At 69.2% G+C, this 25,989-nt stretch carries 23 protein-coding genes and 1 pseudogene; 16 read left to right on the top strand and 8 right to left on the bottom strand.

Going from position 1 to position 25,989, the window contains the following annotated elements:
* Positions 1-24 precede the first annotated feature (24 nt).
* Entirely contained in the window at positions 25-1,149 is a 1,125-nt protein-coding gene (locus ABZ928_RS34310; RefSeq protein ID WP_361527559.1) for a dipeptide ABC transporter ATP-binding protein, read from the top strand.
* 54 nt (positions 1,150-1,203) lie between these two features.
* On the opposite strand, the gene ABZ928_RS34305 is transcribed toward ABZ928_RS34310, so the two are convergent.
* Both ABZ928_RS34305 and ABZ928_RS34300 read right to left on the bottom strand, forming a co-directional pair.
* The gene (locus ABZ928_RS34305; RefSeq protein WP_361527557.1) at positions 1,204-1,944 is read right to left on the bottom strand and encodes a class I SAM-dependent methyltransferase; all 741 of its coding nucleotides are present in this window, start codon (positions 1,942-1,944) and stop codon (positions 1,204-1,206) included.
* A 74-nt stretch (positions 1,945-2,018) separates the two neighbouring features.
* Complete coding sequence (locus ABZ928_RS34300; RefSeq protein WP_361527555.1) at positions 2,019-2,363, bottom strand: cupin domain-containing protein; 345 nt, start codon at positions 2,361-2,363, stop codon at positions 2,019-2,021.
* A 70-nt stretch (positions 2,364-2,433) separates the two neighbouring features.
* Here ABZ928_RS34300 and ABZ928_RS34295 point away from each other — a divergent pair, with 70 nt between their 5' ends.
* Entirely contained in the window at positions 2,434-3,432 is a 999-nt protein-coding gene (locus ABZ928_RS34295) for a helix-turn-helix domain-containing protein (protein WP_361527553.1), read from the top strand.
* Between the two features lie 112 nt (positions 3,433-3,544).
* Here ABZ928_RS34295 and ABZ928_RS34290 read toward each other — a convergent pair whose 3' ends face one another.
* Positions 3,545-4,534: a LuxR family transcriptional regulator gene (locus ABZ928_RS34290; protein WP_361527551.1), complete on the bottom strand. Its 990-nt coding sequence runs from the start codon at positions 4,532-4,534 to the stop codon at positions 3,545-3,547.
* A gap of 135 nt (positions 4,535-4,669) precedes the next feature.
* On the opposite strand from ABZ928_RS34290, the gene ABZ928_RS34285 reads away from it, so the two are divergent.
* From ABZ928_RS34285 to ABZ928_RS34225, 13 genes and pseudogenes are all read left to right on the top strand, one after another.
* Positions 4,670-4,837 (top strand): hypothetical protein, encoded by a 168-nt coding sequence (locus ABZ928_RS34285; RefSeq protein WP_361527549.1) that lies wholly within the window; start codon positions 4,670-4,672, stop codon positions 4,835-4,837.
* Between the two features lie 323 nt (positions 4,838-5,160).
* Positions 5,161-6,204, top strand: a complete 1,044-nt coding sequence (locus ABZ928_RS34280) for an iron-containing redox enzyme family protein (RefSeq protein ID WP_361527547.1) — start codon at positions 5,161-5,163, stop codon at positions 6,202-6,204.
* A gap of 51 nt (positions 6,205-6,255) precedes the next feature.
* Complete coding sequence (locus ABZ928_RS34275) at positions 6,256-6,951, top strand: 2OG-Fe dioxygenase family protein (RefSeq protein ID WP_361527545.1); 696 nt, start codon at positions 6,256-6,258, stop codon at positions 6,949-6,951.
* On the top strand, positions 6,951-7,805 hold the full coding sequence (gene dapF, locus ABZ928_RS34270) for a diaminopimelate epimerase (RefSeq protein ID WP_361527543.1): 855 nt from the start codon (positions 6,951-6,953) through the stop codon (positions 7,803-7,805). Before ABZ928_RS34275 ends, dapF begins: the two co-directional genes overlap by 1 nt.
* A complete protein-coding gene (locus ABZ928_RS34265; RefSeq protein ID WP_361527541.1) occupies positions 7,805-8,926 on the top strand; it encodes a pyridoxal phosphate-dependent aminotransferase in 1,122 nt (373 codons plus the stop codon). The genes dapF and ABZ928_RS34265 overlap by 1 nt, the downstream gene beginning before the upstream one ends.
* Positions 8,927-8,928: 2 nt before the next feature.
* Positions 8,929-12,102, top strand: a complete 3,174-nt coding sequence (locus ABZ928_RS34260; protein WP_361527539.1) for an amino acid adenylation domain-containing protein — start codon at positions 8,929-8,931, stop codon at positions 12,100-12,102.
* Positions 12,095-12,937 (top strand): alpha/beta fold hydrolase, encoded by an 843-nt coding sequence (locus ABZ928_RS34255; protein WP_361527537.1) that lies wholly within the window; start codon positions 12,095-12,097, stop codon positions 12,935-12,937. Before ABZ928_RS34260 ends, ABZ928_RS34255 begins: the two co-directional genes overlap by 8 nt.
* The gene (locus ABZ928_RS34250; RefSeq protein WP_361527535.1) at positions 12,934-14,256 is read left to right on the top strand and encodes an MFS transporter; all 1,323 of its coding nucleotides are present in this window, start codon (positions 12,934-12,936) and stop codon (positions 14,254-14,256) included. The genes ABZ928_RS34255 and ABZ928_RS34250 overlap by 4 nt, the downstream gene beginning before the upstream one ends.
* Before the next feature lie 92 nt (positions 14,257-14,348).
* Positions 14,349-16,100, top strand: a pseudogene (locus ABZ928_RS34245) (amino acid adenylation domain-containing protein); the annotation flags it as partial.
* On the top strand, positions 16,097-16,264 hold the full coding sequence (locus tag ABZ928_RS34240; RefSeq protein ID WP_361527533.1) for an MbtH family protein: 168 nt from the start codon (positions 16,097-16,099) through the stop codon (positions 16,262-16,264). The pseudogene ABZ928_RS34245 and the gene ABZ928_RS34240, both read left to right, overlap by 4 nt.
* A 52-nt stretch (positions 16,265-16,316) precedes the next feature.
* Entirely contained in the window at positions 16,317-16,718 is a 402-nt protein-coding gene (locus ABZ928_RS34235; protein ID WP_361527531.1) for a VOC family protein, read from the top strand.
* Positions 16,719-16,760: 42 nt separating this feature from the next.
* The gene (locus tag ABZ928_RS34230) at positions 16,761-17,264 is read left to right on the top strand and encodes a DinB family protein (RefSeq protein WP_361527529.1); all 504 of its coding nucleotides are present in this window, start codon (positions 16,761-16,763) and stop codon (positions 17,262-17,264) included.
* Entirely contained in the window at positions 17,261-17,623 is a 363-nt protein-coding gene (locus ABZ928_RS34225) for a VOC family protein (RefSeq protein ID WP_361527527.1), read from the top strand. The genes ABZ928_RS34230 and ABZ928_RS34225 overlap by 4 nt, the downstream gene beginning before the upstream one ends.
* A 138-nt stretch (positions 17,624-17,761) precedes the next feature.
* Here ABZ928_RS34225 and ABZ928_RS34220 read toward each other — a convergent pair whose 3' ends face one another.
* The 5 genes from ABZ928_RS34220 to ABZ928_RS34200 form a co-directional block, all read right to left on the bottom strand.
* Positions 17,762-18,808 (bottom strand): dipeptide ABC transporter ATP-binding protein, encoded by a 1,047-nt coding sequence (locus tag ABZ928_RS34220; RefSeq protein ID WP_361527525.1) that lies wholly within the window; start codon positions 18,806-18,808, stop codon positions 17,762-17,764.
* A 26-nt stretch (positions 18,809-18,834) separates the two neighbouring features.
* Positions 18,835-19,890 (bottom strand): ABC transporter ATP-binding protein, encoded by a 1,056-nt coding sequence (locus ABZ928_RS34215; protein WP_361527523.1) that lies wholly within the window; start codon positions 19,888-19,890, stop codon positions 18,835-18,837.
* A 28-nt stretch (positions 19,891-19,918) separates the two neighbouring features.
* Entirely contained in the window at positions 19,919-20,899 is a 981-nt protein-coding gene (locus ABZ928_RS34210; protein WP_361527520.1) for an ABC transporter permease, read from the bottom strand.
* Between the two features lie 101 nt (positions 20,900-21,000).
* Positions 21,001-22,761 carry an ABC transporter substrate-binding protein gene (locus tag ABZ928_RS34205; protein WP_361527518.1) on the bottom strand — a complete coding sequence of 587 codons (1,761 nt, stop codon included), beginning with the start codon at positions 22,759-22,761 and terminating at the stop codon, positions 21,001-21,003.
* Between the two features lie 82 nt (positions 22,762-22,843).
* On the bottom strand, positions 22,844-23,839 hold the full coding sequence (locus tag ABZ928_RS34200; RefSeq protein ID WP_361527516.1) for an ABC transporter permease: 996 nt from the start codon (positions 23,837-23,839) through the stop codon (positions 22,844-22,846).
* 502 nt (positions 23,840-24,341) lie between these two features.
* Here ABZ928_RS34200 and ABZ928_RS34195 point away from each other — a divergent pair.
* Entirely contained in the window at positions 24,342-25,982 is a 1,641-nt protein-coding gene (locus tag ABZ928_RS34195; protein WP_361527514.1) for an ABC transporter substrate-binding protein, read from the top strand.
* Positions 25,983-25,989 lie beyond the last annotated feature (7 nt).

Here is a 25,989-nt window from a genome sequence, read left to right as displayed (position 1 = left end):
GTCCCAGTCCTAGGAGGACACGTCATGAAAGAGGACCTCGTCCTCCCGGCCCCGCGCGAGGCAGCCGTCGATTCGGGTGCGGATCCGCTGCTCGTCGTCGAGGGGCTCACCAAGCACTTCCCCGTCAAGGGGGGCTTCCCGATCCGGCGTACGGTCGGCGCGGTGCAGGCCGTCGACGGGATCGACCTGACCGTGCACGTCGGCGAGAGCTTCGGCCTGGTGGGGGAGTCCGGCTGCGGCAAGTCCACGACCGGGCGGCTGATCACACGGCTCCTCGAACCGACGGCGGGCACGATCACGTACCGCGGGAAGGACATCAGCCACGCCTCCCGCAAGGAACTGGCGCCGATCAGGTCCGAGATCCAGATGATCTTCCAGGACCCCTACTCCTCGCTGAACCCCCGGCAGACCGTCGGCAAGATCATCTCCGGGCCGATGGAGATCAACGGGATCGAGCCGGAGGGGGGCCGCGAGAAACGGGTCCGTGAACTGCTGGAGATCGTCGGTCTCAACCCCGAGCACTACAACCGCTTCCCGCACGAGTTCTCCGGCGGTCAGCGGCAACGGATCGGTGTGGCGCGGGCGTTGGCCCTGGAGCCGAAGCTGATCGTGGCCGACGAGCCGGTGTCCGCGCTCGACGTCTCCATCCAGGCCCAGGTCGTCAACCTGCTCCAGAAGGTGCAGCAGGAGCTGGGGATCGCCTTCCTCTTCATCGCCCACGACCTCGCCGTCGTACGGCACTTCTCGCAGCGCGTCGCCGTCATGTACCTCGGCAAGGTGATCGAGGTCGGCGATCGTGACTCCATCTACACCCGGCCCCGGCACCCCTACACCCACGCCCTGCTGTCGGCGGTGCCCGAGGTGAACCTCACGGAGGAGGGGGCGCCGGACCGTGAGCGGATCCGGCTCGCCGGGGATGTGCCGTCGCCGATCTCGCCGCCGTCCGGGTGCCGGTTCCGGACGCGGTGCTGGAAGGCGCGGGAGAAGTGTGCGGCGGAGGAGCCGCCGTTGGTTCAGATCTCGGGGAACCGTGAGGGGCATTTGACCGCCTGTCACTTTCCGGAGGATCCGACTATTGAGGGGCGGGACGAGGACATTGTTCTTGACCCGGCGTTGGCTGCGCTGGAGGAGGACTTGGCGGAGGAGTAGGTAGTTGCGTGGGCTGCGGGGCGGTGGGGGCTGATCGCGCAGTTCCCCGCGCCCCTAAACGGCGTTTTGCGCCACGGTGATGATTTCCGGGCTCTCCGCAGTCACCGGGCCCCTGCCCCAATCCCCGTACTGGTTCACCACCGTCAGGCCCGCCTCGCTCAGGAACTTCTCGATGCCGTAGGAGTCCAGGAACCGAAGCGTCGTGGTGCTGGTCTGAGGGTGGTCCCAGCGGACGCCCTCGTAGGTCTCCGTGAAGGTGACCCTGTCGCCGGTGATCGGTTCGGTGACCTCCTGCCACATCCACGCCACCGAGCCGTCGGCGTCCGCGCCCTCGCGTACGCGTTCGGAGGTCCAGTGCTCCCAGGGGCGGGCCGAGGGGTTCAGGGTTTCGAAGACGAAGTGGCCGCCGTCGGCCAGGGCGGAGCGTACGGCGGTCAGGGCGGTGCGCAACTCCTCGTCGGTGAGGAGGAGTTGGAAGGCGTGGCCGGTCATGACGGCCAGGGCGAACTCCTGGTGCCAGAGGCGGGAGTGCAGGTCGCCGAGGACCCACTCCACCCGGGGTTCGCGTCGGCGGGCCTGGACGAGCATCGCGGGGGCGGGGTCCAGGCCCATGAGGCGGCCGGGGTGGCCCAGTTCGCGGGAGCGGGCGAGCAGGCGCCCTGTGCCGCAGCCGATGTCGAGCACCGTGGGCGCGGCCATCACCAGGCCCAGGTAGAAGTCGTCGCCGGGGCCCCACGGGTGGAGGCTCTCGTAGAGCCCGGCGAGCGAAAGGTCCTGGAAGGAACGGGCAACCATCGCGGCAGTCTCTCAGGTCACCGCCGCGCGGGCGGCGACAAGGGGGGATGTCGGGCCGGGATTCGCGGCGGACGTCACCCGTTCAGGACCGTGAAGCCCAGCATGCGCGCACCCTTCTCCGAGCGCGGCCGGTGGCTGCTGCCCGGCGCGAACACCACGTACGAGCCCGGGCCGTGCCGCTCCTCGCCCTCGATGACCTCACCGCTCAGCACGTAGTACCGCTCCTCCGTGGCGTGGACGTCGACGTCCGGCCACTGGGTGCCGGGAGCGAAGTCGATCAGCCAGCCCCGGGCGTGGGCGGTACGCGGGAGCCGGCGGCGGAGGATGCCCGGCGCGACGCGCTCCGGCTCCACGTCGTCGGTCTGCGTGACCGTCTTCTCGCCCTGTGCGGTGTCGGCGGTGTCGTTCACTTTGCTCATGCGAGCAGTCTGAGCCATGTGATCTTCCCGCTGAAGAGACAGGAAAGACATCCCTGGGTACTTTTCTGCCATGACCGCCACCGCGACCGCCACCGCCACCGCGAATGCCGCGACCGCCGTACACCGGGTGACCGCCCTCCTCAGCCCGCCCCAGTCGCCCTTCGAACTGGCCTCCGCCGCCGAGGTCTTCGGCACCGTACGGCCTGATCTGCCGGTCCACTACGACTTCCGGATCTGTGCCCTCGCCCCGGGCCCGCTCCCCACCACCGTCGGCTGGCCCGTGCTGGTGACGGACGGGCTCGACGCGCTCTCGGCGGCGGACACCGTGATCGTGCCGGGGTGGCAGCAGATCGGCGGGCCCGTGCCGGACGAGGTGACCGACGCGCTGCGAGCCGCGCACCGGCGGGGCGCGCGGATCGTCTCCATCTGCACCGGCGCCTTCGTGCTGGCCCGCGCCGGGCTCCTCGACGGCCGCTCGGCCACCACGCACTGGCGCCGCACCGGCCAGCTCGCCGCCGAGTTCCCGGAGGTGCGGGTCGAGGCCGACGTACTGTACGTCGATCACGGCGACGTGGCCACCAGTGCCGGTACCGGCGCCGGCATCGACCTGTGTCTGCATCTGGTGCGCACCGATCACGGGGCGGCGTACGCGGCCGAGATCGCCCGGAGCATGGTGCTGCCGCCGCACCGCGAGGGCAGCCAGCTTCAGTACGCGTCCCGGCCGGTGCCCGCCGCCCGGGCCGACGACTCGCTCGCCCCGCTGCTGGAGTGGGCGTCGGCCCGGCTGGGGGAGGACCTCACCGTCGACCGCCTCGCCGACCGGGCGGGCCTCTCCGCCCGCACCCTGGCCCGCCGCTTCGCCGAGCAGCTGGGCACCAGCCCCGGCCAGTGGCTCCTGGCCCGCCGCATCGACGCGGCCCGAGCCCTGCTGGAACGCACGGACCTCCCGGTGGAGGCGGTGGCGACAAGGGTGGGCCTGGCCTCGGCGGTGAACCTCCGCCGCCGCTTCCGGACGGCGACGGGCACAACCCCGGGCGCGTACCGCCGGGCCTTCGCTTGGCGGGGCTGAGGGGCCAGGGGGACGGCCGGGGTTGAGAGGTGGGGGTGATTGGCAGATCCGTTCCACCCCGCGACCGTAAAACCGCAGGTCGGCAAGATCACGCCGGGAACAGATCTGCCCATCACTCCATCTGGACGCCGTCCAGGATGCCCGACCTCGCTATCAAGTAGCCCAGTTGGCCCCTGCTTCTGCTGCCCAGCCTTGTCGACAGGGTGCTGATTCGTTTCGCCACCGTGCGGACGCTCACCCCCAGGCGCTGGCTGATCGACTCGTCCGTGTGGCCCTCGACCAGGAGGCGGGCTATGCGGAGCAGGACCGCGTCCTCGTTCGCCCTGCTGGGGCCGGGGCGGGTCAGCTCGATGGGGTTGGCGCCCTCCCAGGCGCGTTCGAAGCCGGCCCGGAGATAGCGGATCAGGGCCGGGTGGCGGATCTCCAGGGCCTCGTTGGCGCGGACCTCGCTGGTCGGGATGTACGCCACGGTGTCGTCGCAGATGATGAGGCGCTCGAAGATCTCGGTCACCGTGCGGATCTCCGCGCCCGCCGCCACCACCTCGCGGCAGTACTCCATGGTCGCCGGGTCGTTGCGGATGGAGTGCTGGTACAGCGTGCGCTGGCGAATCCCCCGCGCCAGCGTCCGCATGTTGAGGTCGATCGTCTCGCCCACCAGCTCCGGCGGCCGTGCGCCCCCCGGCTGCACGGTGATGACCTCCCGCTCGCTGGACCGTACCGAACCGGTCACCGCCGTACTGATCGCCGACCCCCCGACGAGCAGCGTCAGCGGCACTTCCTGCCTGCTGCGGACCTCGTCGTGGACGGCCTCGAACGCGGCCAGGGTCCGCCGGATCTCCCCGATCCGCTCGCGCAGCCGCAGCTGCTCCTCCTCCAGCGGGGCGACCAGGGACTCCACCGCGACTCTAGGAGAGACCGGTACACAGTGATCAGCTTCCGTCTCCGCGCCCTCCGACACCGGGTGCAGCAGCCGCAGCCGCAACAGGGACTCGGGGGTGTCCTCCCGGGGCAGCCGGCCCTCCTCCAGGCACTCCCGGTAACGCTGCAGATCCGGAATGTTGAGTTCTGATGTCATCGGCTGCCCGGTTATGCCGGTGTTCACCCCGCTATGGGTGGCGACAACATCCTGCACTGCGTGTTCGTGCCCCAGGGAGCCCGTTCCCAGCAAACGGGTGCGCTGGACATGATTTTCCCGACCGGGGGACGATCCCCCCGAAGTTGTGGGGAGGGAACTAGGGTGCACGACAAGATCTCCATCCGTTCCGTGCGAGCGCTGATGTGTGGGGTGGCCGCGGCGGCAGCGCTGGTCGTCACCGTCCTGGGGTCCTGTCACATCGCCGACGGCCATGAGGCCGGGACGACTGTTCAGGCGGACTTCGCCTGGGGAGTGGCCCCCGTCAGGTGAGGTAGCGGCGCCGGAGTCCCGGCCGTACAAGAGCGGTTCAGAGCGCCCCGTCCAGGTAGCGGGGCGCGATCTGCCGCACGGACGTCCGCCCGCTACGCGCATAGCGCGAGCGCTCTGCCGGACGTCCCGATTCCAGGGGTTGTGTACGACCCCATTTCCCGGTTGGTCCGGTGCCTTCGCGTCGAGTGACGTCCGAGCCCTCTCGGGCGTCACCGCTGTCACCGTGCCTCCGTTCGCCATCGGTTCGTGCAAGACCAGCACGCCGTACATCAGTTGCGGGCGTTTCTCCTGCCACCGCGGGACGCCCCAGAAGGAGACTCTCCATGACTCTCAGCGAGTCGACTCTGCCCCGGCAGCAGAATTCGTACGAGGCCATCGTCGGGCAGGTTTCGTCCTGGCTGAAGTGGGACCCCGCCGAACTTGACAGGGCTGTAACAGGACTCGAGCGGGACGCGATCCTGGATGGAGTACGCACCCTCAACACCGACGCGCGGCTCGGCGACGCCGACGCCTTCTACTGGCAGCAGCTGCTGCTCGCCCGGATCTACGGACTGCACACCCTGATACCCGGCGACGGTGCCTCCGCCGAGGGGTCCGTGCTGCTGCACGAGATCACCCGGCTGCTCGAAGAGGCCACCATCGAGGTCGAGGACGCCCATATCGAGCCCGGTCTCATCGACCAGGCGCCGGCCGAGCCCGCCGCGTATCTGTCCTGGCTGAAGCAGCTGGCACGCGGGCACCGCGTCTACAAGCACCCGTACTACCGGGAGTTCATCCGCGACCGCGCCACCGCCGACGACCTGCGCACCTACGTCATGCAGGAGTCGGTCGTCGACGGCCGCTTCGACGATCTGCTCGCCATGATGCAGATCGGCACCAGCGGCGCCGCCAAGATGGAGATCGCCCAGAACTTCTGGGACGAGATGGGCAACGGCAAGCCCGAAGAGGTGCACACCCACCTCTTCAACAAGATCTTCGAGGTCTTCGAGATCCCGGCCGACGAGCTGGAGCGCTCGCTCACCGCCAACGCCCTGCTCTCCGGCAACCTCGCCGTCCTGCTCTCCCGTTACCGCCGCTTCTACCCGGAGGCCGTCGGCTTCCTGGGCATGACCGAATGGCTGGTCCCCGACCGCTTCGTGCAGGTCGTGCACGCCTGGGAGCGGCTCGGACTGCCCGACGTCGGCATCGTCTACCACCGTCTGCACATCACGGTGGACTCGCAGCACGCCGCCGGCTGGTTCCACAACGTGGTCATCCCGGCCGCCGAGTCGGAGCACATGCGGCGCGCCATCGCCCGCGGCACCCTGTGGCGGCTCAACTCCTCCGCCCGCTACCTCGACGAGCGCATGCCCGCCGTCACCGTCTGACGGTGGGATTTCCGGACAAGTCAACGACCCCCACGCGCAAGGAGTTTGGCCATGCCGCTCAATGAACAGAAATTCGCGGTGATAGAACTGCCGGAGGTCTCCCAGGAGTTGCTCGACTCCTACGACGACCTGCCCGTCGACGACTACATGGGCAACGGCACCCGCTTCAAGCGGTTCTCGCAGTACCGGCTGCGCCCCGAGGGCGCCGAGGACTGGACCTTCGAGCTCCTGGAGCACCGCGACTACACGACCTTCACCAAGTTCAACAAGGTCGGCGGCGGTATCCGCCGGGTCTACCAGCCGATCAAGGCGGACTTCGTGCCGCTGATCTCGCACGGCATCAAGGAGCTGGGCCTGGACCACTCCGAGGACTGGCAGATCAACGTCCACCAGAACCGCACCCGCGCCGACGGCGACTACGCGGGCCCGCTGACCCCGGAGGGCGTGCACCACGACGGGCACGAGTTCGTGATGATCGCCGTGCTGCACAAGAACAACGTGGCCGGCGCGCAGACCCGGCTGTGGGAGCCCGGCGCCGACGCCCCGTTCTGGACCGGCACCCTGGAGCCCGGCCAGGCCGTGCTCCTCGACGACCGCGGCCTCGCTCACGACGTCACCGACGTGGAGTCCGCCGACGGCGGTCCCGCCAACCGGGACATCGTGATCATCGCGTTCTCCCGCTGGGCCGAGAAGTGGTACGGCGACGAGCACGACCAGGCCGCTCTCGCCGAGGGGCCCGCCGCCTGATGACCTCCGAGTTCTCGAAGTACCACGCGCTCGGCAACGACTATGTGGTGGTCGACCCGGGCGGCGCCTTCAAGCCCAGTCCGGACGCCGTACGTCTGCTGTGCGACCGGCACTTCGGGGTCGGTGCCGACGGAATCCTGTACGGGCCGCTCGAACCGCCGGTGCCAGGCGCGCCGGTGGCCCTGCGGATGTTCAACTCCGACGGCACCGAGTGCGACAAGAGCGGCAACGGGCTGCGCATGTTCGCACTGCACCTCGCCGAGACCTACGGCGGGGTGTGGGCCGGCGGAGCGGGCTTCCCGCTCCGCACGGCCGCCGGGGACGTCCCCGTGCGGATCCTGGACCTGGCCTCGGGCCTGGTCCGGGTCGGCATGGGGCGCCCCGAACTCGGCCAGTTGAACGAGGAGTTGGAGGCCGGCGGGCGGCGCCTGAAGGTGACCGCGCTGGACAACGGCAATCCGCACGCCGTCGTCCCGCTGGACGACATCGCCGCCGAACTCGCCCGCGAACTCGGGCCGTTGATCGCCGGACACGCCCGCTTCCCGGGCCGCACCAACGTCCAGTTCCTCAAGGTCCTCGACCGCCGCACGGCCGCCATCGAGGTGTACGAGCGCGGCGCCGGCTACACCCTCGCCTCCGGCAGCAGCGCCTGCGCCGCCGCGTCCGCCGCGCACGCGCTCGGGCTCGTCGACGACGAGGTGGCGGTGCACATGCCCGGCGGCCGTATCGACGTCACGATCGACTCCGAGGGATCAGAGGGGCCGAAGGGGGCCGTCACCATGACCGGGACCGCCGAACGCATCGCGGACGGTGTCTTCTCCGACGCCTTCCGCGCGAAGTTGGTGGCCGCCTGATGACCACCTACGCGGCAGCTCCCGTCTCCACGTACCCCATGCGCCGCTGGGTCTTCGAGGACGCCGCCGGCAACCACGACATCGACCTCGGCGACAGCAACCTGCCCCCGGGCACCCTCGACGAACTCGCCTCCGTCGGCGACCTGGAGCTCGACTACGGCCACAACCGGGGCATCCCCCGGCTGCGGGCCCTCGTCGCCGGGCTCTACGGCACCGACGAGGACAACATCCTCGTCACCCACGGCGCCCAGCAGGCCCTCTACCTCGTCTACACCGCGCTGCTGCGCCCCGGCGACCAGGTGATCACCTTCCGCCCGGGCTGGCAGCAGTCCTGGGACATGCCCGCCGAACTCGGCGCGCAGGTCGACGTGCTGGGCCACCGCCCCGACCTCTCGGTGGACGTCGAGGCCGCGGCGGCCGTCGCCGGGGACCGGCTGCGGCTGATCGTCGTCAACTCGCCCTGCAATCCCACCGGCCGGCGGATCTCCGACGAGGACCTGGCCGCCCTGCACGCCCTGACCGAGCGCACCGGCGCGTACCTCCTCCTCGACGAGGACTACGCGATCGACCTCGCCGAGTCGGCGGCCCTGCGCCTGCCCCGCACCTTCTCCGTGTCCAGCCTCTCCAAGGTGTACGGCTACCCGGGGCTCAGGGTCGGCTGGCTGTACGGCCCCGCCGAGCTGGTCGCGGCCTGCACCGAGCGGAAGTTCCTGTCCAACATCGGCAACTCGGTGCTGTGCGAGACCCTCGCCTGCGACGTACTGGAGCGGCGCGAGCACTACACCGCCCGGTACCGCGAGCTGACCACGGCCGGCCTCGACGTCGTCCGGGACTGGGCCGCCCGCAACACCGACGCCGTCGAGCTCGTCGAGCCGCAGGGCACCCCGTTCGCGTGGTTCCGGCTGCTCACCGGCGAGGCCCCGCTCGACCTGTGCCGCCGGGCACTGGCCCTGCGGGTGCTGCTGATGCCGGGCGAGACGCTCGGCGCCTCCGACGGCTTCCGGCTGTGCTTCGCCCGCGAACCCGACCAGATCACCGAAGGCCTGCGACGGATAGACACCGTCCTGCGGCCCCGTGCCTCGCACGACGCCGTGCACGACCCGACCAGTGGAGCAGTGTGACCATGAGCCAGCCGGAGACCCGGGAAGCGACCACCGAGCAGGCCCGTACGCCGCTCTCCTACGCCCAGGAACAGCTGTGGTTCCTCGACCAGTTGAGCCCCGGTGAGATCACCTACAACGTGCCCGTCGCCCACCGGCTGCGCGGCCCCCTCGACGTCGACGCGCTGCGCCGCGCGCTGACCTCCCTGGTCACCCGCAACGCGGCGCTGCGCTCGACCTTCCCGTCCGCCGACGGCACCCCGTACCAGGTCATCGCCCCGGCGGCGGAGGTGGACCTGGAGGTCCTGGACGCGACGGCGGCCGATGACCTCGACGCCCTGCTGAGCGAGCGCTACGAGCACTCCTTCGACCTCGCCGCGGGACCGCTGTACCGCTTCTCGCTCCTGCGCACCGGCCCCGAGGAGCACATCCTCGTCCTGGTCCTGCACCACATCGTCACCGACGGCTGGTCCTCGGCCCTGGTCAACCGTGAGATATCCGGCGCCTACAACGCCTTCGTCGCCGGCACCGAGCCGGACCTGCCCGAGCTGGAGGCGACGTACGTCGACCACGTGCTCGCCCAGCGGCAGCAGCGCGAGGACGGCCTGTGGGAGGAGCAGCTCAAGTTCTGGAAGGAGAAGCTGACCGGACTGCCGGTGGTGGAGATGCCCGCCGACCGCCCCCGCCCGGCCGCCCCGACCCAGAACGGCCGGACCCTCGCCCACGACTTCCCGCCGGAGCTGCTGGTCCGGGCCCGCGCACTCGCCCAGAATGAGGGCGCCTCCCTCTTCATGGTGCTCACCGCCGCCCTGAACGCCGTCGTCGGCCGCTACACCGGCGGCGAGGACATCCCCCTCGGCATCCCCATGCTGGGCCGCACCGACCCCGAACTCGAAGAGGTCGTGGGCCTGTTCATCAACATGCTGGTGCTGCGCACCGACCTGTCCGGGGACCCCACGTTCTCCGAACTCGTCGAGCGCGTCGCGGACGCCAACATGGACGTGTACGACAACCAGGACGTGCCCTTCGACCAGATCGTCAGCCATGTCCAGCCGGCCCGGGAGGCGGGCCGCAACCCGCTCTTCCAGATCGGCACCCAGCTCCTCGGCAGCGGCACGGCGGGCTCCGACCTGGGCCTGACCGGCCTCACCGACGAGCAGCTGAACTCCGCGGTGCCGCGCGCCCGTTACGACCTCTCCCTGACCTTCGTCGAGAGCGCCGACCGGCTGCGGCTGACCGCCGAGTACACCACCGACCTCTTCGACGGCTGGCGCGTCGAGGCCCTGGCCCGGCACATCCAGAACGTGCTGACCGCGGTCGTCGAGGACCCCTCCCTGCCCTTGTCCCGGCTCCCGCTGACCGACGAGAAGGAGCGCGAGACCCTCCTCGCGGCGGGCCGCGGACCGGAGTTCGACTTCCCCGAGGAGCCGGTCCACACCAGCGTCCTCCGCGTCGCCGAGCAGACCCCCGACGCGCTTGCCGCGGTCTGCCGGGGCGTCGAGCTGACGTACGGCGAACTCGCCCACAGGTCCGGCCAGTTGGCGCGTCACCTGCGGGCGAAGGGCGTCAAGCCCGGCACGGTCGTGGCGATCGCCATCGACCGCGACCTGGACGCCCTGGTGGCCATGCTCGGCGTGATGCGGGCGGGCGGCGCGTACGCGGTCATGGACCCCTCGCACCCGGCCGGGCGCATCGAGTACATGATCAAGGACACGGCCGCCCCGGTCGTCATCACCCGCGACAACCTGGTCGAAGGGCTCCCGCTCGGCGACCTCCAGGTCGTCCGCATCGACACCGACTGGCCGGAGATCGAGGCCGAGACCGGCCCGCAGGAGGAACTGGAGGAGCTGGCGGACCGCGAGACCCTCGCGTACGTCCTCTACACCTCGGGCTCCACCGGCCGTCCCAAGGGCGTGATGATCCAGCACAAGGCGCTGCGGGTCTTCATCGAGGCCTACCGGCACACCTTCGGCGAGTTCACCCCCGCCGACCGGCTCCTCCAGCAGCCCTCGCTGATCTTCGACATGTCCCAGGGCGAGATCTACACCGCCCTGATCACCGGGGCCAGCCTCATCCTGGTCTCGCCGGAGGACGGCTCCTCGCCGGAGGCGCTCGGCGCGCTCATCCGCGACCAGCGGGTCACCTACGTCGGTCTGTCGCCGACCCTGCTGTCCCTGCTGGACTCCGGGCCCTACCCGCATCTGCGGTACATCATGGGCGGCGCCGAGGTGCTCCCCGCCGAGCTGGTCAACAAGTGGAACATCCCGGGCCGGAAGTTCGTGAACCTCTACGGACCGACCGAGGCGGCCATCGCCAGCACCGAGTACCTGTGCGAGCACATCGAGTGGCGCTCGGCCCCGCCCATCGGCCGCCCCGAGTACGGCCGCCTGCACTACGTCGTCGACCGGCACGGCAACCTCGCCCCCATCGGCGTCCCCGGCGAACTCCTCATCGGCGGCGACGACGGCCTGGCGCAGGGCTACTTGAACCTGCCCGAGCTGACGGACGAGAAGTTCGTACCGGACCCGTTCGCGTCGACGGGCCGCGTCTACCGCACCGGCGACCTGGTCCGCTGGACCCCCGACCTCCAGGTCGACTTCATCGGCCGTATCGACAACCAGGTCAAGCTGCGCGGCCTGCGCATCGAACTCGGCGAGATCGAGAGCGCGTTGGTCGCCCACCCGGCCGTACGGATGGCCCTGGTCCTCCTCAAGACCGACCCGCAGGGCGAGAAGCAGCTCGTCGGCTACTACACCCTGCTCGGCGAGGCCGACCCCACGCTCGCCGAACTCCGCGCCCACCTCGGCGAGTCCATCCCCGAGTACATGATCCCGACCGCCTGGGTGAAGCTCGACGAGTTCCCCCTCACCCTCGCCAAGAAGATCGACCGGCAGGCCCTCCCCGAGCCGACCTACGGCACCGACGGCGACGGCGGCCGCGCCTACGTCGCCCCGGCCACCCCGACCGAGGAACAGGTCGCCGAGGCCTTCGCCACGGTCCTCAAGGCCGACCGCGTCAGCGCCGACGCCGGCTTCTTCGACCTCGGCGGCAGCTCGCTCCAGGCGATGCGCGCGGTCAGCCGCATCAACAAGGCGTTCGGCGTGAAGATCAACGTACGACTGCTGTACGGGGGCGCCACGCTGGCCGGCGTCGCGGCGGCCGTCGACGAACTCCTCGCGAAGGCCGGACGTGACTGACACCGGCACACTGATCGCACTCGGCGGGGGCGCTCCTGAGGGGGGCGCCCCCGCTGGGGGTGCCGTCGGGGAGGGCGAAGGTCTGCCCCCGCTGTACTGCGTCCATCCCGTCTCCGGCTCCGCCTACGGCTACGCCCGGCTGGCCCCGCTACTGGGCCCCGGGCAGCCGTTGTACGGCTTCGAGGCGCCGGGATACGACGACGGGGGCACCCCGCTCACCACGATCGACGCCTTGGCCCGCAGGCACCTCGACTCCCTGCGCGCCGCCCGCCCGCACGGCCCGTACCTGCTGCTCGGCTGGTCGCTGGGCGGGGTCGTGGCGTACCACATGGCCCAACTCCTGGCGGAGGAAGGCGAGTCGGTCCCGCTGCTGGTGCTGGTCGACGCGACCGTGCCGCGCCCGGAGCCGCTGCCGCCGGAGAAGCACCTGCTGCACTACTTCCTGCGGGACTTGGTACGGGCGCTGGGCGAACCCCTCGACGCACTCGACGAGTTGGTCGCGCCGCTTCCGGAAGACATCACCCCGCAGCAACTGTGGCCCTTGGTGGAGGAGTTGGACCTCGACTTCGACGAGGACTTCCTCCAGGAGCGCTACGACGTGTTCCGCGCCCACACCGCGGCCCTGTACACGCACGAGCACCGGGGCGCGTACGACGGCCAGGTGCTGGCAGTGACGGCGGAGGGCTCCGACCACGAACGCCAGCGCTGGGAGACCCTCGCCCCGCACACGCGCCGGCACACGATCGCCGGGGATCACGACTCGATCTGGGACGGCGAGGGCCTGACCGTCCTGGCCGGTCTGGTCCGACAGGAGCTGGGAGCGGTAAGGCGATGACCGAAGAGGCGACAGAGGCGACGAAACCGGCGGCGCCCCCGGGACGCGGGGGACTCTGGCGGCACCGGGACTTCCTGGTCTTCTGGACCGGCGAGACCCTCTCCCTGTACGGCACTCAGGTCACCACCCTCGCGCTGCCGCTGGCCGCCGTCCTGACCTTCGACGCCAGCGCCGAGGAACTGGGCGTGCTGCGGTTCGTGCAGCTCGTGCCGTTCCTCGGCCTCGCCATGCTGTTCGGGGTGTGGGTGGACCGGGTCCGCAAGCGCCCGGTGATGATCGGCGCCAACGCCGTCCGCATGGTGCTCATCGCCCTGGTCCCGATCCTCGCCGCGCTCGACGTCCTGAACACCAGCTGGCTGTACGCCCTCGCGTTCGGCATCGGCGTCGGCCAGGTGCTGTTCGACGTCAGCTGGATGTCGTACGTCCCCGTCCTGGTCCGCGACCGCGAGCAGCTGGTGGAGGCCAACACCAAGCTCAGCACGACCTCTTCGTCGGCGGACGTGGCCGGACCGGGTGTGGCGGGCGTGCTGGTGAACGCGCTGTCGGCGCCGACGGCGATGGCGGTCAACGCGGTCACCTACCTGATCTCGATCGTCTCCCTGATGACGATCAAGACGCGTGAGCCGGAGCCGCCGCGCGCCGAATACCGCAGTATCCGCAGGGAGTTGGCGGAAGGCCTGAAGTTCGTCTTCGGCAACCGCCTGCTCCGGGCGATCGCCCTGATCGGCTGTGTCTGCAACTTCTTCAGCATCATGATCAACTCGCTGTTCCTGCTGTACGCCGTGCGCGGCACGCATCTCTCGGCGGCGGCCATCGGTCTGGTGCTGGGCGTCGGCGCGGTCGGCGGGCTGGTCGGCTCGGCGGTGTCGGGCCTGGTCATTCGTTCGGTGAGCGTCGGCAAGGCGTATCTGATCTCGGTCTCCGGGATCTTCGTCGCCCCGCTGCTGATCCCGGCCGCCTCGGGCTCCAAGTTCGCGGTCACCGGGGTCTTCATCGCGTCGTTCCTGGTGTTCTACGCGTCGATGAGCGTCGCCAATGTAGTCATCGTCAGCCTGCGGCAGAGCATGACGCCGGACAACCTGATGGCCCGCATGACCGCGGCGATGCGGACCATGATGCACGGCGGCGGCGCCCTCGGCGGCCCCGTCGGCGGTCTGCTCGCGGGCGTCCTCGGCCTCCACGAGGCGCTGTGGACGGCGGCCGTGCTGTCCGCCCTGATGCTGATCCCGATCGCGCTGTCCCCGGTGAGCCGGCTGCGCGAGATGCCCACGCGGCCGGCCGCGGTGCCGGTCGACGCCCGAGGAGGGGTGGAGCGGTGACCGCTGTATCTGCTGAACTGACGGAACTGGCCGCACTGGTGGAGCAGGTGGCGTGGAACGACACCGACCATGAACTGCCGGGCGACGCCAGGACGTTGCCCGAGCTGCTGGCCGCCCAGGCGTCCCGCACCCCGGAGGCCCTCGCGCTCGCCTTCCGCGCCGAGCGGCTGACGTACGCCGAACTCGACGAGCGGTCCGACAGGTTGGCGCACGTACTGGCCGAAAGGGGCGCGGGACCCGGCCGGTTGGTGGCGCTCACCGTGCCGAGGTCCGTGGAGCTGGTCGTCGCCCTGGTCGCCGTACTGAAGACAGGGGCGGCGTATCTGCCGGTCGACCCGGACTACCCGGCCGACCGCATCGCGTACCTCCTCTCGGACGCCGACCCGGTGCTGGTGCTCGGCCATTCCGAGGTGCGGGTGGAGCTGCCGGCCGAGGTGCCGCACCTGGTGCTCGACGGGTACGAGCTCCCGGACGCGGGCGAGTTCACCCCGTCCCGCCCCGCCGGCGCTCGGGATGCCGCGTACGTCATCTACACCTCCGGTTCCACCGGCCGCCCCAAGGGAGTCGTCGTCCCGCACGAGGGGATCGTCAACCGGCTGCACTGGATGCAGCACCGGTACGGACTCACCGCCGAGGACCGGGTGTTGCAGAAGACCCCGTCCGGCTTCGATGTCTCGGTCTGGGAGTTCTTCTGGCCGCTGATGACGGGCGCGGCGCTGGTGGTCGCGGAGCCGGGCGGCCACCGTGACCCGGCGTACCTCGCCGAGCTGATCCGCACGGAGTCGATCACCACGCTCCACTTCGTGCCGTCGATGCTCCAGGTGTTCCTGGACGAACCGGCGGCCAAGGAGTGCACGGGCCTGCGGCGGGTGGTGTGCAGCGGCGAGGCACTCCCGGTGGAACTGGCGGACCGCTTCCGCGAGTTGCTGCCGGAGGTCCCGCTGCACAACCTCTACGGCCCCACCGAGGCGTCGGTCGACGTCACGCACTGGGAGTACGTGCCGGAGCCGGGCGCGGTGTCCGTCCCGATCGGTCACCCGGTCTGGAACACGCGGTTGTACGTGCTGGACGCGGACCTGCGTCCCCTCCCGGTGGGGGAGACGGGCGAGCTGTACCTGGCGGGCGTCCAGCTGGCCACGGGCTACCTCAACCGGCCGGCACTGACAGCCGAGCGCTTCGTCGCTGACCCCTTCGGCCGGTCGGGCAGCCGCATGTACCGGACCGGTGACCTGGCCCGCCGCCGTCCCGACGGCGCGCTGGAGTACGCGGGCCGCGCCGACCACCAGGTCAAGATCCGTGGCCTGCGGGTCGAACTCGGGGAGATCGAGGCGGTGCTGGCGGCGCAGGAGGAGATCGGCGCGGCGGCGGTACTGGCGAGGGAGTCGCCCACGGGGCCGAGGCTGGTGGCGTACGCGGTACCGGCGCCGGGGCGCGAGATCGACGTCTCCGCCGCCTTGGAGCAGGCGTCCCGGCAACTCCCCGACTACATGGTCCCGACGGCCCTGCTGGTCCTGGACGCCTTCCCGCTGACCCCCAACGGCAAGCTGGACCGGGCGGCGCTGCCGGAACCGGCGGCGGCCGAGGCGGGTTCGGCGGCGGGCCGTGCGCCGAGCACGCGCGAGGAGGAGATCCTGGCGGGCCTGTTCGCGGATGTACTTGGCGTGCGGCAGGTCTCGGTGGACGACGACCTCTTCGCGCTAGGCGGCAACAGCATCGCGACGATCCAGCTGGTCAGCCGCGCCCGCCGGGTGGGCCTGGTCTTCAAGCAGTCGGACGTCTTCCGGCACCGCACGGTGGCGGCGCTGGCGGCCCGGCTGTCCTCCGGAAAGGAAGCGACGCGTTGACCACGAACCCGTTCGAAGACGAGTCGGCCTCGTACCTGGTACTGGCCAACGACGAGTCCCAGCACTCCCTGTGGCCCGCGACCACCCCGGTACCGGCCGGCTGGACGCAGGTGCACGGCCCCACGACCCGCGAGGCGGCCCTGCACCACATCCAGCCCGCGTAACGGATCTGACAGGATCAACTCCCGTCATAGATCTCTCTGGGAGGGGCGGGAGTTGCTGCACCACGTCGAGCTGTGGGTACCGGACCTGGGCCGGGCCGTGACGTCCTGGGGCTGGCTCCTGGAACGACTGGGCTGTGAGCCGTACCAGGATTGGCAGGCGGGCCGGAGCTGGAGGACCGGGGAGACGTACGTGGTCGTGGAGCAGTCCCCGGCGATGACGGCGGACCGCCACGACCGCCTGCGCCCCGGCCTGAACCACCTGGCGTTCCACGTCCGGAACCGCGAGGAGCTGGACGAGCTGGTCGCGTCGGCCCCCGCCCACGGCTGGACGCTGCTCTTCCCGGACCGGCATCCGTTCGCGGGCGGGCCGGAGCACTGCGCGGCGTACCTGGAGAACGAGGACGGGTTCGAGGTGGAGCTGGTGGCGAAGGAGGGGGGAGGAAGAGTCCCGTAAAAGGGTTCGACAAGCAGGTGCAGGCCCGGGAGTATCCCCCCGATGACAAGAACCGACACCCCCTCCGCCTGGGACGAACGCACCCAGCTCACCACCTTCCTCGACTACGCCCGTGACACGGCCCGCGCCAAGTGCGAGGACGTCTCGGCCGAGAACGCCGTGAAGGCCCCGCTGCCGGGCTCGCCGCTCATGACCCTGGCCGGCATCGTCAACCACCTCCGCTGGGTCGAGTACTGGTGGTTCCAGGTCGTCTTCCTCGGCGAGGAGGACGAGGGCCCCTGGACCGACGAGGACCCGGACCGCGAGATGCGGATCGCGGTCGACATGCCCCTGGCGGACGTCCTGCGCGACTACGCCGACCAGTCCGCCCGCTACCGCGACCTGGTCGCCGCGAACGACCTGGACACCCCGGCGAAGCGCTCGATCCGCGACGGCCGCCACCCCGACCTCCGCTGGATCCTCCTCCACCTCATCGAGGAGACGGCCCGCCACAACGGCCACCTGGACATCATCCGAGAGCTGGTCGACGGAACGACGGGCGCGTGATCTTCCGAGGCGTCCGTACGGTGATGACGTTCGCGGACGACCCGGAGGCGTCAGCCCGCTGGTGGTCGGAAACCCTCGACGCCCCCGCCCACGTGGACCGCGACGGCAGGTCCGTCTACGCCTGGGTCGCCATCGGGGACGTGGAACTCGGCTTCCACCCTGCCGACGACATCCGCAACCCTCGCGGCGGCAGCCCGGTCGTCTACTGGTCCGTGGAGAGCGTGAACACCACCCGAACCGCCCTGCTGGCCAGGGGCTGCGTCCACCACCGCGGCCCCCTCGACATCGACGCCGGCCGCCGCATCTGCCAGCTCACCGACCCTTTCGGCACCGTGTTCGGGCTCGACGGCCCCGCCTGAGGCCGAGAGCGGCACAAAGGCCCGCGCCTGGGGAGGCGCGGGCCTTTGTTTCCCCTGGAAGCGGACTTCATGGGCTCGGGTCAATGGGCCGAGAAGGTCCGTTCCGGAAGGCGGCGGCTGACGGAAAAAGGGGTGTTGTCAGGCCGCTGCCTGGGGGTCCTTGGAGAGACGCGGGGCCGGTACGGTTCCCTCCGTCTCCGGGTAGTGGCAGGCCGTCAGGTGGCCGGGCTTGTTGCCCTCGACCTGAACCAGCGGGGGAGCCTCGGACGCGCACTTGTCCGTCGCCTTCCAGCAACGCGTGCGGAAGCGGCAGCCCGACGGCGGGTTCAGCGGGGACGGCACGTCGCCCTGGAGGCGGATGCGCTCGCGCGCCGGCGTCTCGTCCACCGTCGCCTCGGGCACCGCCGACAGCAGCGCCTTGGTGTAGGGGTGGCGCGGGTTGCCGTACAGGTCGTCGCGGTCGGCGATCTCCACGATCTTGCCGAGGTACATGACCGCGACGCGCTGCGAGAAGTGCCGTACGACCGCCAGGTCGTGGGCGATGAAGACGAACGCGATGCCCAGTTCCTGCTGGACCTTCTGGAGCAGGTTCACGACCTGCGCCTGGATGGAGACGTCCAGGGCCGAGACCGGCTCGTCCGCCACGATCAGCTTCGGCTCCAGGGCCAGCGCGCGGGCCACGCCGATGCGCTGGCGCTGGCCGCCGGAGAACTCGTGCGGGAAGCGGTTGTAGTGCTCGGGGTTGAGGCCCACGATCTCCAGGAGTTCGCGGACCCGCTTCTCCCGGCCGCCCGCCGGGTTGATGTCGTTGATCTCCATCGGGCCCGAGATGATCTTGCCGACCGTCTGTCGCGGGTTCAGCGACGCGTACGGGTCCTGGAAGATCATCTGGATCTCGGAGCGGACCGGCGCCAGCTCCTTGCGGCCCGCGTGGGTGATGTCCTGCCCGCGGTACTCGATCCTGCCGCCCGTCGGCTCCAGGAGCCGTGTGATCAGCCGGCCGGTCGTCGACTTGCCGCAGCCGGACTCGCCGACCAGGCCGAGGGCCTCGCCCTCGTTCACCTGGAAGTCGAGGCCGTCGACCGCCTGCACCGCGCCGACCGTACGCCGGATCGGGAAGCCGCCCTTGACCGGGAAGTGCTTCGTCAGGCCGGTGACGTCCAGGAGGGGTTTCGTGTTGCTCATGATGGTGAAGTCCCGTCTCGGTTACGTCAGTGCCGGGTCGCGGCGAGGTCGGCGAAGAATTCCTGGCGCTGGTCCAGCGTGAGGTGGCAGGCGGAACCCTTGCCGGCCTCGACCTTCAGCAGCGGGCGCTCGGTGGAGCACAGCCCGCCGTCGACCTTCTCGGCGAAGGAGCAGCGCGGGTGGAAGCGGCAGCCCGACGGCGGGTTCAGCAGCGAGGGCGGCGAACCCGGGATCGGCGACAGCGGTACGTCGACCGGGCCGTCGAGGCTCGGCATCGAGCTCAGCAGACCGACCGTGTACGGGTGCTGCGGCGTACGCAGCACCTCCGCCTTCGTGCCCCGCTCCACACACCGGCCGCCGTACATCACCAGCACGTCGTCCGCGATGTCGGCGATGACACCGAGGTCGTGGGTGATGAAGATGATCGCGGTGCCGAACTCCTGCTGGAGGTCCTTGAGCAGGTCCATGATCTGGGCCTGGACCGTCACGTCGAGCGCGGTGGTCGGCTCGTCGGCGATCAGCAGCTCCGGGTCGCAGACCAGCGCCATGGCGATCATCGCGCGCTGGCGCATACCGCCGGAGAACTGGTGCGGGTAGTCGTCCACGCGCATGTCCGGCTGCGGGATGCCCACCCGCTTCAGCATCTCGATCGCCCGCGCCCGGGCCTCCTTCTTGGAGGCACCGGTGTGCTTGCGGTACGTCTCGCCGATCTGCTTGCCGATGGTGTGGTACGGCGACAGCGAGGCCAGGGCGTCCTGGAAGATCATCGCCATCTTGTTGCCGCGCAGCTTCTCCAGCTCGGACTCGCGAGCCGTGGTCAGCTCCTTGCCGTCGAGCAGGATCTCGCCGTCGACCTTGGTGCGGTGCGCGTCGTGCAGGCCCAGGATCGTCAGGTTGGTGACGGACTTGCCGGAGCCCGACTCGCCCACGATGCCGAGGGTCTTGCCCTTTTCGAGGTCGAACGAGAGACCGTCGACGGCCTTGACGACGCCGTCCTCGGTGGAGAAGTGGACTTTCAGGTCCCTGACGGAGAGGAAGGCCTGCTGATCGGTGCTCGTCACGGGGACGCTCCTGGGGGTCATGCCGGGGGGTAGCTGGAGGGGGACCGGATCAGGCGAGCCGGATGCGCGGGTCGATGAGGGCGTAGACGGCGTCCACGATGATGTTGGCGAAGACGATGCCGGCCGCCGCGATCATGGTGACGCCGAGCAGCATGGGCAGGTCGCTGTCGTCGACCGAGCGGACGGCGAGCGTGCCCAGGCCCTGGATGCTGAAGGTCGACTCGGTGATGATCGCGCCACCGACCAGGGTGCCCATGTCGATGCCGAAGATCGTCACGATCGGGCCCATCGCGCCGCGCCAGGCGAAGCGGAAGAAGACCGAGGAGCGGGAGAGGCCCTTCGCCCGCGCCGTACGCACGTAGTCCTCGCTCAGCTGCTCCACGAGCTGCGAGCGGGTCATACGCGTGTAGTTGGCCGTGAAGATGATCGACAGCACCAGCCACGGCAGCAGCAGGCCCGAGACCCAGGCGCCGGGGTTCTCGGTGAACGGGGTGTACGACGGCTGGTCCAGTACGTGCAGCTGGGTCACGAAGAGGAACATCGCGATGTAGCCGACGAAGTAGATCTGCATCGACGAGCCGATGAGCGAGAAGGAGCTGGCGGCCTTGTCGAGGAACTTGCCCTGCTTGAGCGCGGCCAGCATGCCGGTGCCGACACCGATGATCAGGAAGAAGAAGGCGCCGCCGATGGCGAGGGAGACCGTCGTGGGCAGACGCTCCATGATCGTGTCGTACACGTTCACGTTGTTGCTGAACGAGTAGCCGAAGCAGGGCGCGTCACAGTGCCCGACGCCCACGTAGTCCCGGCCCACGAAGATGGCCTGGAGCCAGTGCCAGTACTGCACCGGCATCGGGTCGGCGATCCCGAGGTTCTGTCGTACCTGCGCCAGCAGGTCGTCGGGGCACACCTTGCCGCACGCCATCCGGGCCGGGTCGCGGGGGATGGCGTAGAAGAGGAAGAAGGTGACGGCGCTGATGATCAGCAGAATCACGAGTGCGCCGAGCACTCGGCGGACCAGGAAACGGAACATGGGGTGAGACTTTCCGGACGGGGCGCCGTCGCCGGGGTGTGGGGAGCGAGCGTGGACGGGGCCGGGGCGGCGGTCGGTCGGACCGCCGCCCCGAGGAAACGTCAGGCCTTGGCGAAGACCTTGCCGATGGCGACGCAGGTGTCACCGGCGTTGTAGACCACGCCGCCGACCTTGGAACCGTAGAAATAGTTCCGGATCGGGTTGTAGTCGGGCACGCAGGCCGCGAGCTGCATGATCTGCTTGTCGATCGCGCCCCAGGCCGCGTTGGCCTTGTCCGCGTCGGTGATGGCGGTGGCCGCGGCGATCGCCTTGTTCACGCTCGTGTCGTTCAGCTGCGACCAGTTGACGCCACCGTCGGCGATCTGGCTGCCGTCCCAGCAGGGCTGGATGACGGCGTAGCCGGCCGGCCAGTCCGGGCCCCAGCCCGCGGCGAACAGGTCGAAGCCGTTGTCCAGCTGACCGATCTCGGAGTAGAAGGTGGTCTTGTCGACCTGCTTGGTCACCACGTCGAAGCCCGCCTTGGTGAGGGCGTTCTTGATGGTGACGGCTTCCTTGACGGCCTTGTCGGACTGCTGGAAGGCGATGACCAGCTTCTGGCCCTCCTTGCCGGCTTCCTTCAGCAGGGCCTTGGCCTTCTCCGGGTCACCGGTCGGCTTGGTCTTCTTGCCGTACAGGTCGAAGTCCTCGTGACCCGGGGTCAGCGGGGAGATGATCGTGGTGGCGGTCGAGGTGACCTGGGCGCCACCGCGCTGCTGCTTGAGCTGCTGCGCCGGCCACGCGTAGTTGATCGCCTGACGGACCTTGACGTCCTTGATGCGCGTCATGTTGATCGGGAAGTAGTAGCAGGTCGTGTCGACCTGGGTCAGCACACGCGCCTTCAGCGTGGCGTCGCCGAGCACCTTGGTGATGCGCTCGGAGGCGACCTCGTTCAGCAGGGACAGCGCGTACTGGTCGTTGCCCGAGTCGGCGATGTAGCGGTCCGTGGAGGCCAGGGACTGGAAGCCGAACTGCATGACGACCTTGTCCGGGTAACCGTTGCGGCACGGGTCCAGGCTGGCGTCCCAGTTCTCGTTGCGCACGAGGGTCAGGGACTTGTCGATGCTGCGGGACTCGATCTTGTACGGGCCGCAGGAGTACGGACGCTGGTCGTACTTCTTCTTCGTGTCCTTGGCCTTGGGCACGATCGAGTAGCCGCGCATGGCGAGCATGAACGGGAAGTCGGCGTGCGCCTCCTTCAGACGGAACGTGATGGTGTTGCCGTCCGTCTCGATGGAGGAGAGGTGCTTGCCCTCGTAGGGGCCCTTGTACTTGTCGCCGCCCTCGAGCCAGCCCTGCGGGTAGCGGGGGCCCTCGGTGACGAAGTCGGCGAAGAGGCGCTCGAAGGTGTGGCGGACGTCGTCGATCGAGACGACCGCGCCGTCCTCCCACTTCACGCCGTCCTTCAGCGTGAAGGACCAGGTCTTGCCGCCGTCCTTGACGGTGCCCGCGTCCGTGGCGAGGTCGCCGACCAGGGTGGTGTTGCCCTTGGAGTCGACGCGGTAGCCCGTCAGACCGCGCAGGAACAGGACCGAACCGGCACCCGTGTACGAGGAGTAGATCTGCGCCGGGTCCAGGTGGTCGAAGTCGATCTGGTCGAGGGTGTAGATCGTGCCGCCCTTGACCGCGCCCGGCATCTCCGGGGCGGGGCCCTTGGAGTCGGTGGCGGTGCCGACGGCTATCTCGGCGGCCTTGCCCTTCTCGACCGAGGGAGCCTTGCTGCTGCCGGCGCCACCGGCGTTGCCGCTGCTGCATGCGCTCAGGACGGTGCTGGCTCCCGCCGCCACACCGGTGGCGATCAGGAAGTTTCTACGAGAGAAAGACATGGCTTACCTGCCTAGACGTGATGGATGAGAGAGACGTGCTACCGCTGACGGCCGATGGACGACTGTGTCCGGGCCGGGGAACTCAGCGCTTGGACTTCGGGTCGAGTGCGTCGCGCACCGAATCGCCGAGGAGGTTGAACGCCAGGACGAAGATGATCATCGAGACGCCCGGGAAGATCATGAAGGTGATGTCGTCCGTGTAGAACTGCGCACCACGCTGGATCATCACGCCCCAGTCCGGGGTCGGGTCCTGGATGCCGACGCCGAGGAAGGCCAGACCGGCCTCGGCCGTCACGAACGCCGGGAGGGCGAGCGTGGACTGGATGAGGATCGGCGTCCACAGGTTGGGGAGCAGTTCCTTGAAGATGATCCGGCCCGGGGAGGCGCCGGTCACCTTGGCCGCCTCGACGAACTCCCGCTCGCGCAGGGCCAGTACCTGGCCGCGCAGCAGACGGGCGATGGAGGCCCAGCCGAAGGCCGTCAGAAGCACGATCAGACAGACGGCGCGACCCCAGGACGGGATCTCCTCGTCGGCGGCCCAGAAGAGTCCGTAGATGACCGGGGTGAAGGCGATGAAGAACAGCGTGGAGGGGAACGACAGCACGATGTCGATGACCCGGCTGACGAGGTAGTCCGTCTTTCCGCCCAGGTAGCCGGCGGAGACGCCGACGATCACGCCGAGGACCGTGACCAGGATCGTGGTGATCGTGGCGATCATCAGCGAGGTGCGGATGCCGTAGATCAGGAACGTGAAGACGTCACGTCCCATCTGCGGTTCGAGGCCGAACCAGAAGTCGGCGTCGATGCCGCCGTTGGGCTTGATGGGGTAGCCGGCCTCGTTGAACAGCGTGCCGATCGGCGCTTCCTGGCCGTACTGGTCGTACGGGTTCTTGCCGTAGAGCTTGGCGATGAGCGGAGCGGCGATCGCGATCACGAAGAAGAAGACCACGATGTACGCGGAGATGACGCCCGTACGGTCACGCTTGAACCGGCGCCAAGCAAGCTGCCCAGGAGACCTGCTCTCGTTGGCCTTCGGAGCGGGAGAAGTGATCGACTTCTCTGCCGTCTCTTCGGTCACCTCAAGCGGGGCAGCCGCAGATGGAGTTGGGGGGGTCATGGTGCTCCTGGCCCAAGGGAGGGTCTGATGACTCCGCAGGGCACTCCCCTACGGGCTACGCCGGACTTTTTCAACGCAATTCATTCAAGGTCAATAAATTCTCGGTCGACTTGGGTTTCTCTTTACTTTCTTTGCCTTCCTTTGACCAATCTGTAGCTACGCGTGTAGCGCGCCGTGATCGATCCGTGTTTTACATCGGGCCAACTGCCCTAATCGGGCAATGAGTTCGATATGCGGACGGTCGCGTGTCGAAATCCGTACATAGGAGGGTCCCAATCCAACGGTTCGGCATCGGATGGTGAAGATCCATTGCGCCCTCCATGGAGATCCACTTCGCCAGACGTCCGACGTTCCCCGAAAGGCTCAATCCATGTGCGGTTTGCCCTCATTGCGCCGATATTGGCCGGTAACGGAATGAGCGGAACAGCGCAGTCAAACGGCGCAGTCAAACAGGAGGCACTCCATGCGCGGAGCCACGCACGCCAAATGGGCCGCATGCGCGGCGGCGGTAGCCCTCGCGGCCACGGCCTGCGGCGGTGGGGACAGTGACAGCGGCGGCGGCAGTGGCGACGGCAGCGCGACGCTCAGCTCCTCCTGGGGCGACCCGCAGAACCCGCTGGAGCCGGCCAACACCAACGAGGTGCAGGGCGGCAAGGTCCTCGACATGATCTTCCGGTCCCTGAAGCGGTACGACCCGGAGAGCGGCAAGGCCGAGGACATGCTCGCCGACAAGATCGAGACGACCGACTCGCAGAACTTCACCGTCACCGTCAAGGACGGCTGGACCTTCTCCAACGGCGAGAAGGTCACCGCGAAGTCGTTCGTCGACGCCTGGAACTACGGCGCGAGCCTCAAGAACAACCAGAAGAACGCGTACTTCTTCGGCTACATCGACGGCTACGACAAGGTCCACCCCGAGGACGGCAGCAAGCAGACCGCCCAGACGCTCTCCGGCCTGAAGGTCACCGGCGACCTGACCTTCACCGTCAAGCTCAACCAGAAGTTCTCGACCTTCCCCGACACCCTCGGCTACCCGGCGTACGCCCCGCTCCCGCAGGCCTTCTTCACCGACCACGCGGCCTGGGTCGCCAAGCCGATCGGCAACGGCCCCTACACGATCGAGTCGTACACCAAGGGCTCCCAGATGGCCCTCAAGAAGTGGGACGGCTACCCCGGCGAGGACAAGGCACAGAACGGCGGCGTGACCCTCAAGGTCTACACCGACAACAACACCGCCTACACCGACCTCATGGCCGGCAACCTCGACCTCGTCGACGACGTCCCCGCCGCCCAGCTCAAGAACGTCGAGGCCGACCTCGGCGACCGCTACATCAACACCCCGGCCGGCATCATCCAGACCCTCGCCTTCCCGTTCTACGACAAGGACTGGAGCAAGGCGGGCATGGAGAAGGTCCGCACCGGACTGTCCCGGGCGATCGACCGGGACCAGATCACCAAGACGATCTTCAACGACACCCGCACCCCCGCCACCGACTGGACCTCCCCGGTCCTCGGCGAGGAGGGCGGCTTCAAGGAAGGCCTGTGCGGGGACGCGTGCGAGTACGACCCGGACGCGGCGAAGAAGCTCATCGAGGAGGGCGGCGGCCTCCCCGGCGGCCAGATCAAGATCACGTACAACGCCGACACCGGCTCCCACAAGCAGTGGGTCGACGCGGTCTGCAACTCCATCAACAACGCGCTCGACAACGACAAGGCCTGCGTCGGCAACCCCGTCGGCACCTTCGCCGACTACCGCAACCAGATCACCGAGAAGAAGATGAGCGGCCCCTTCCGGGCCGGCTGGCAGATGGACTACCCGCTCATCCAGAACTTCCTCCAGCCGCTCTACTACACCAACGCCTCCTCCAACGACGGCAAGTGGTCCAACAAGGACTTCGACAAGCTCGTCGACGAGGCCAACGCCGAGACCGACACCGCCAAGGCCGTCTCCACGTTCCAGGACGCCGAGAAGGTGCTGCGGGACAACATGGGTGCCATCCCGCTCTGGTACCAGAACGGCAGCGCGGGCTACTCGGAGCGGATCTCCAACGTCAAGCTGAACCCGTTCAGCGTCCCCGTCTACAACGAGATCAAGGTCGGCTGAGCCTGCC

This window comes from Streptomyces sp. NPDC046909 (genome assembly GCF_040644695.1).
GTDB lineage: Bacteria > Actinomycetota > Actinomycetes > Streptomycetales > Streptomycetaceae > Streptomyces.
The sequence above is the reverse complement of the archived record's forward strand: the minus strand, read 5'-3'. Positions and strand labels throughout refer to the sequence as shown.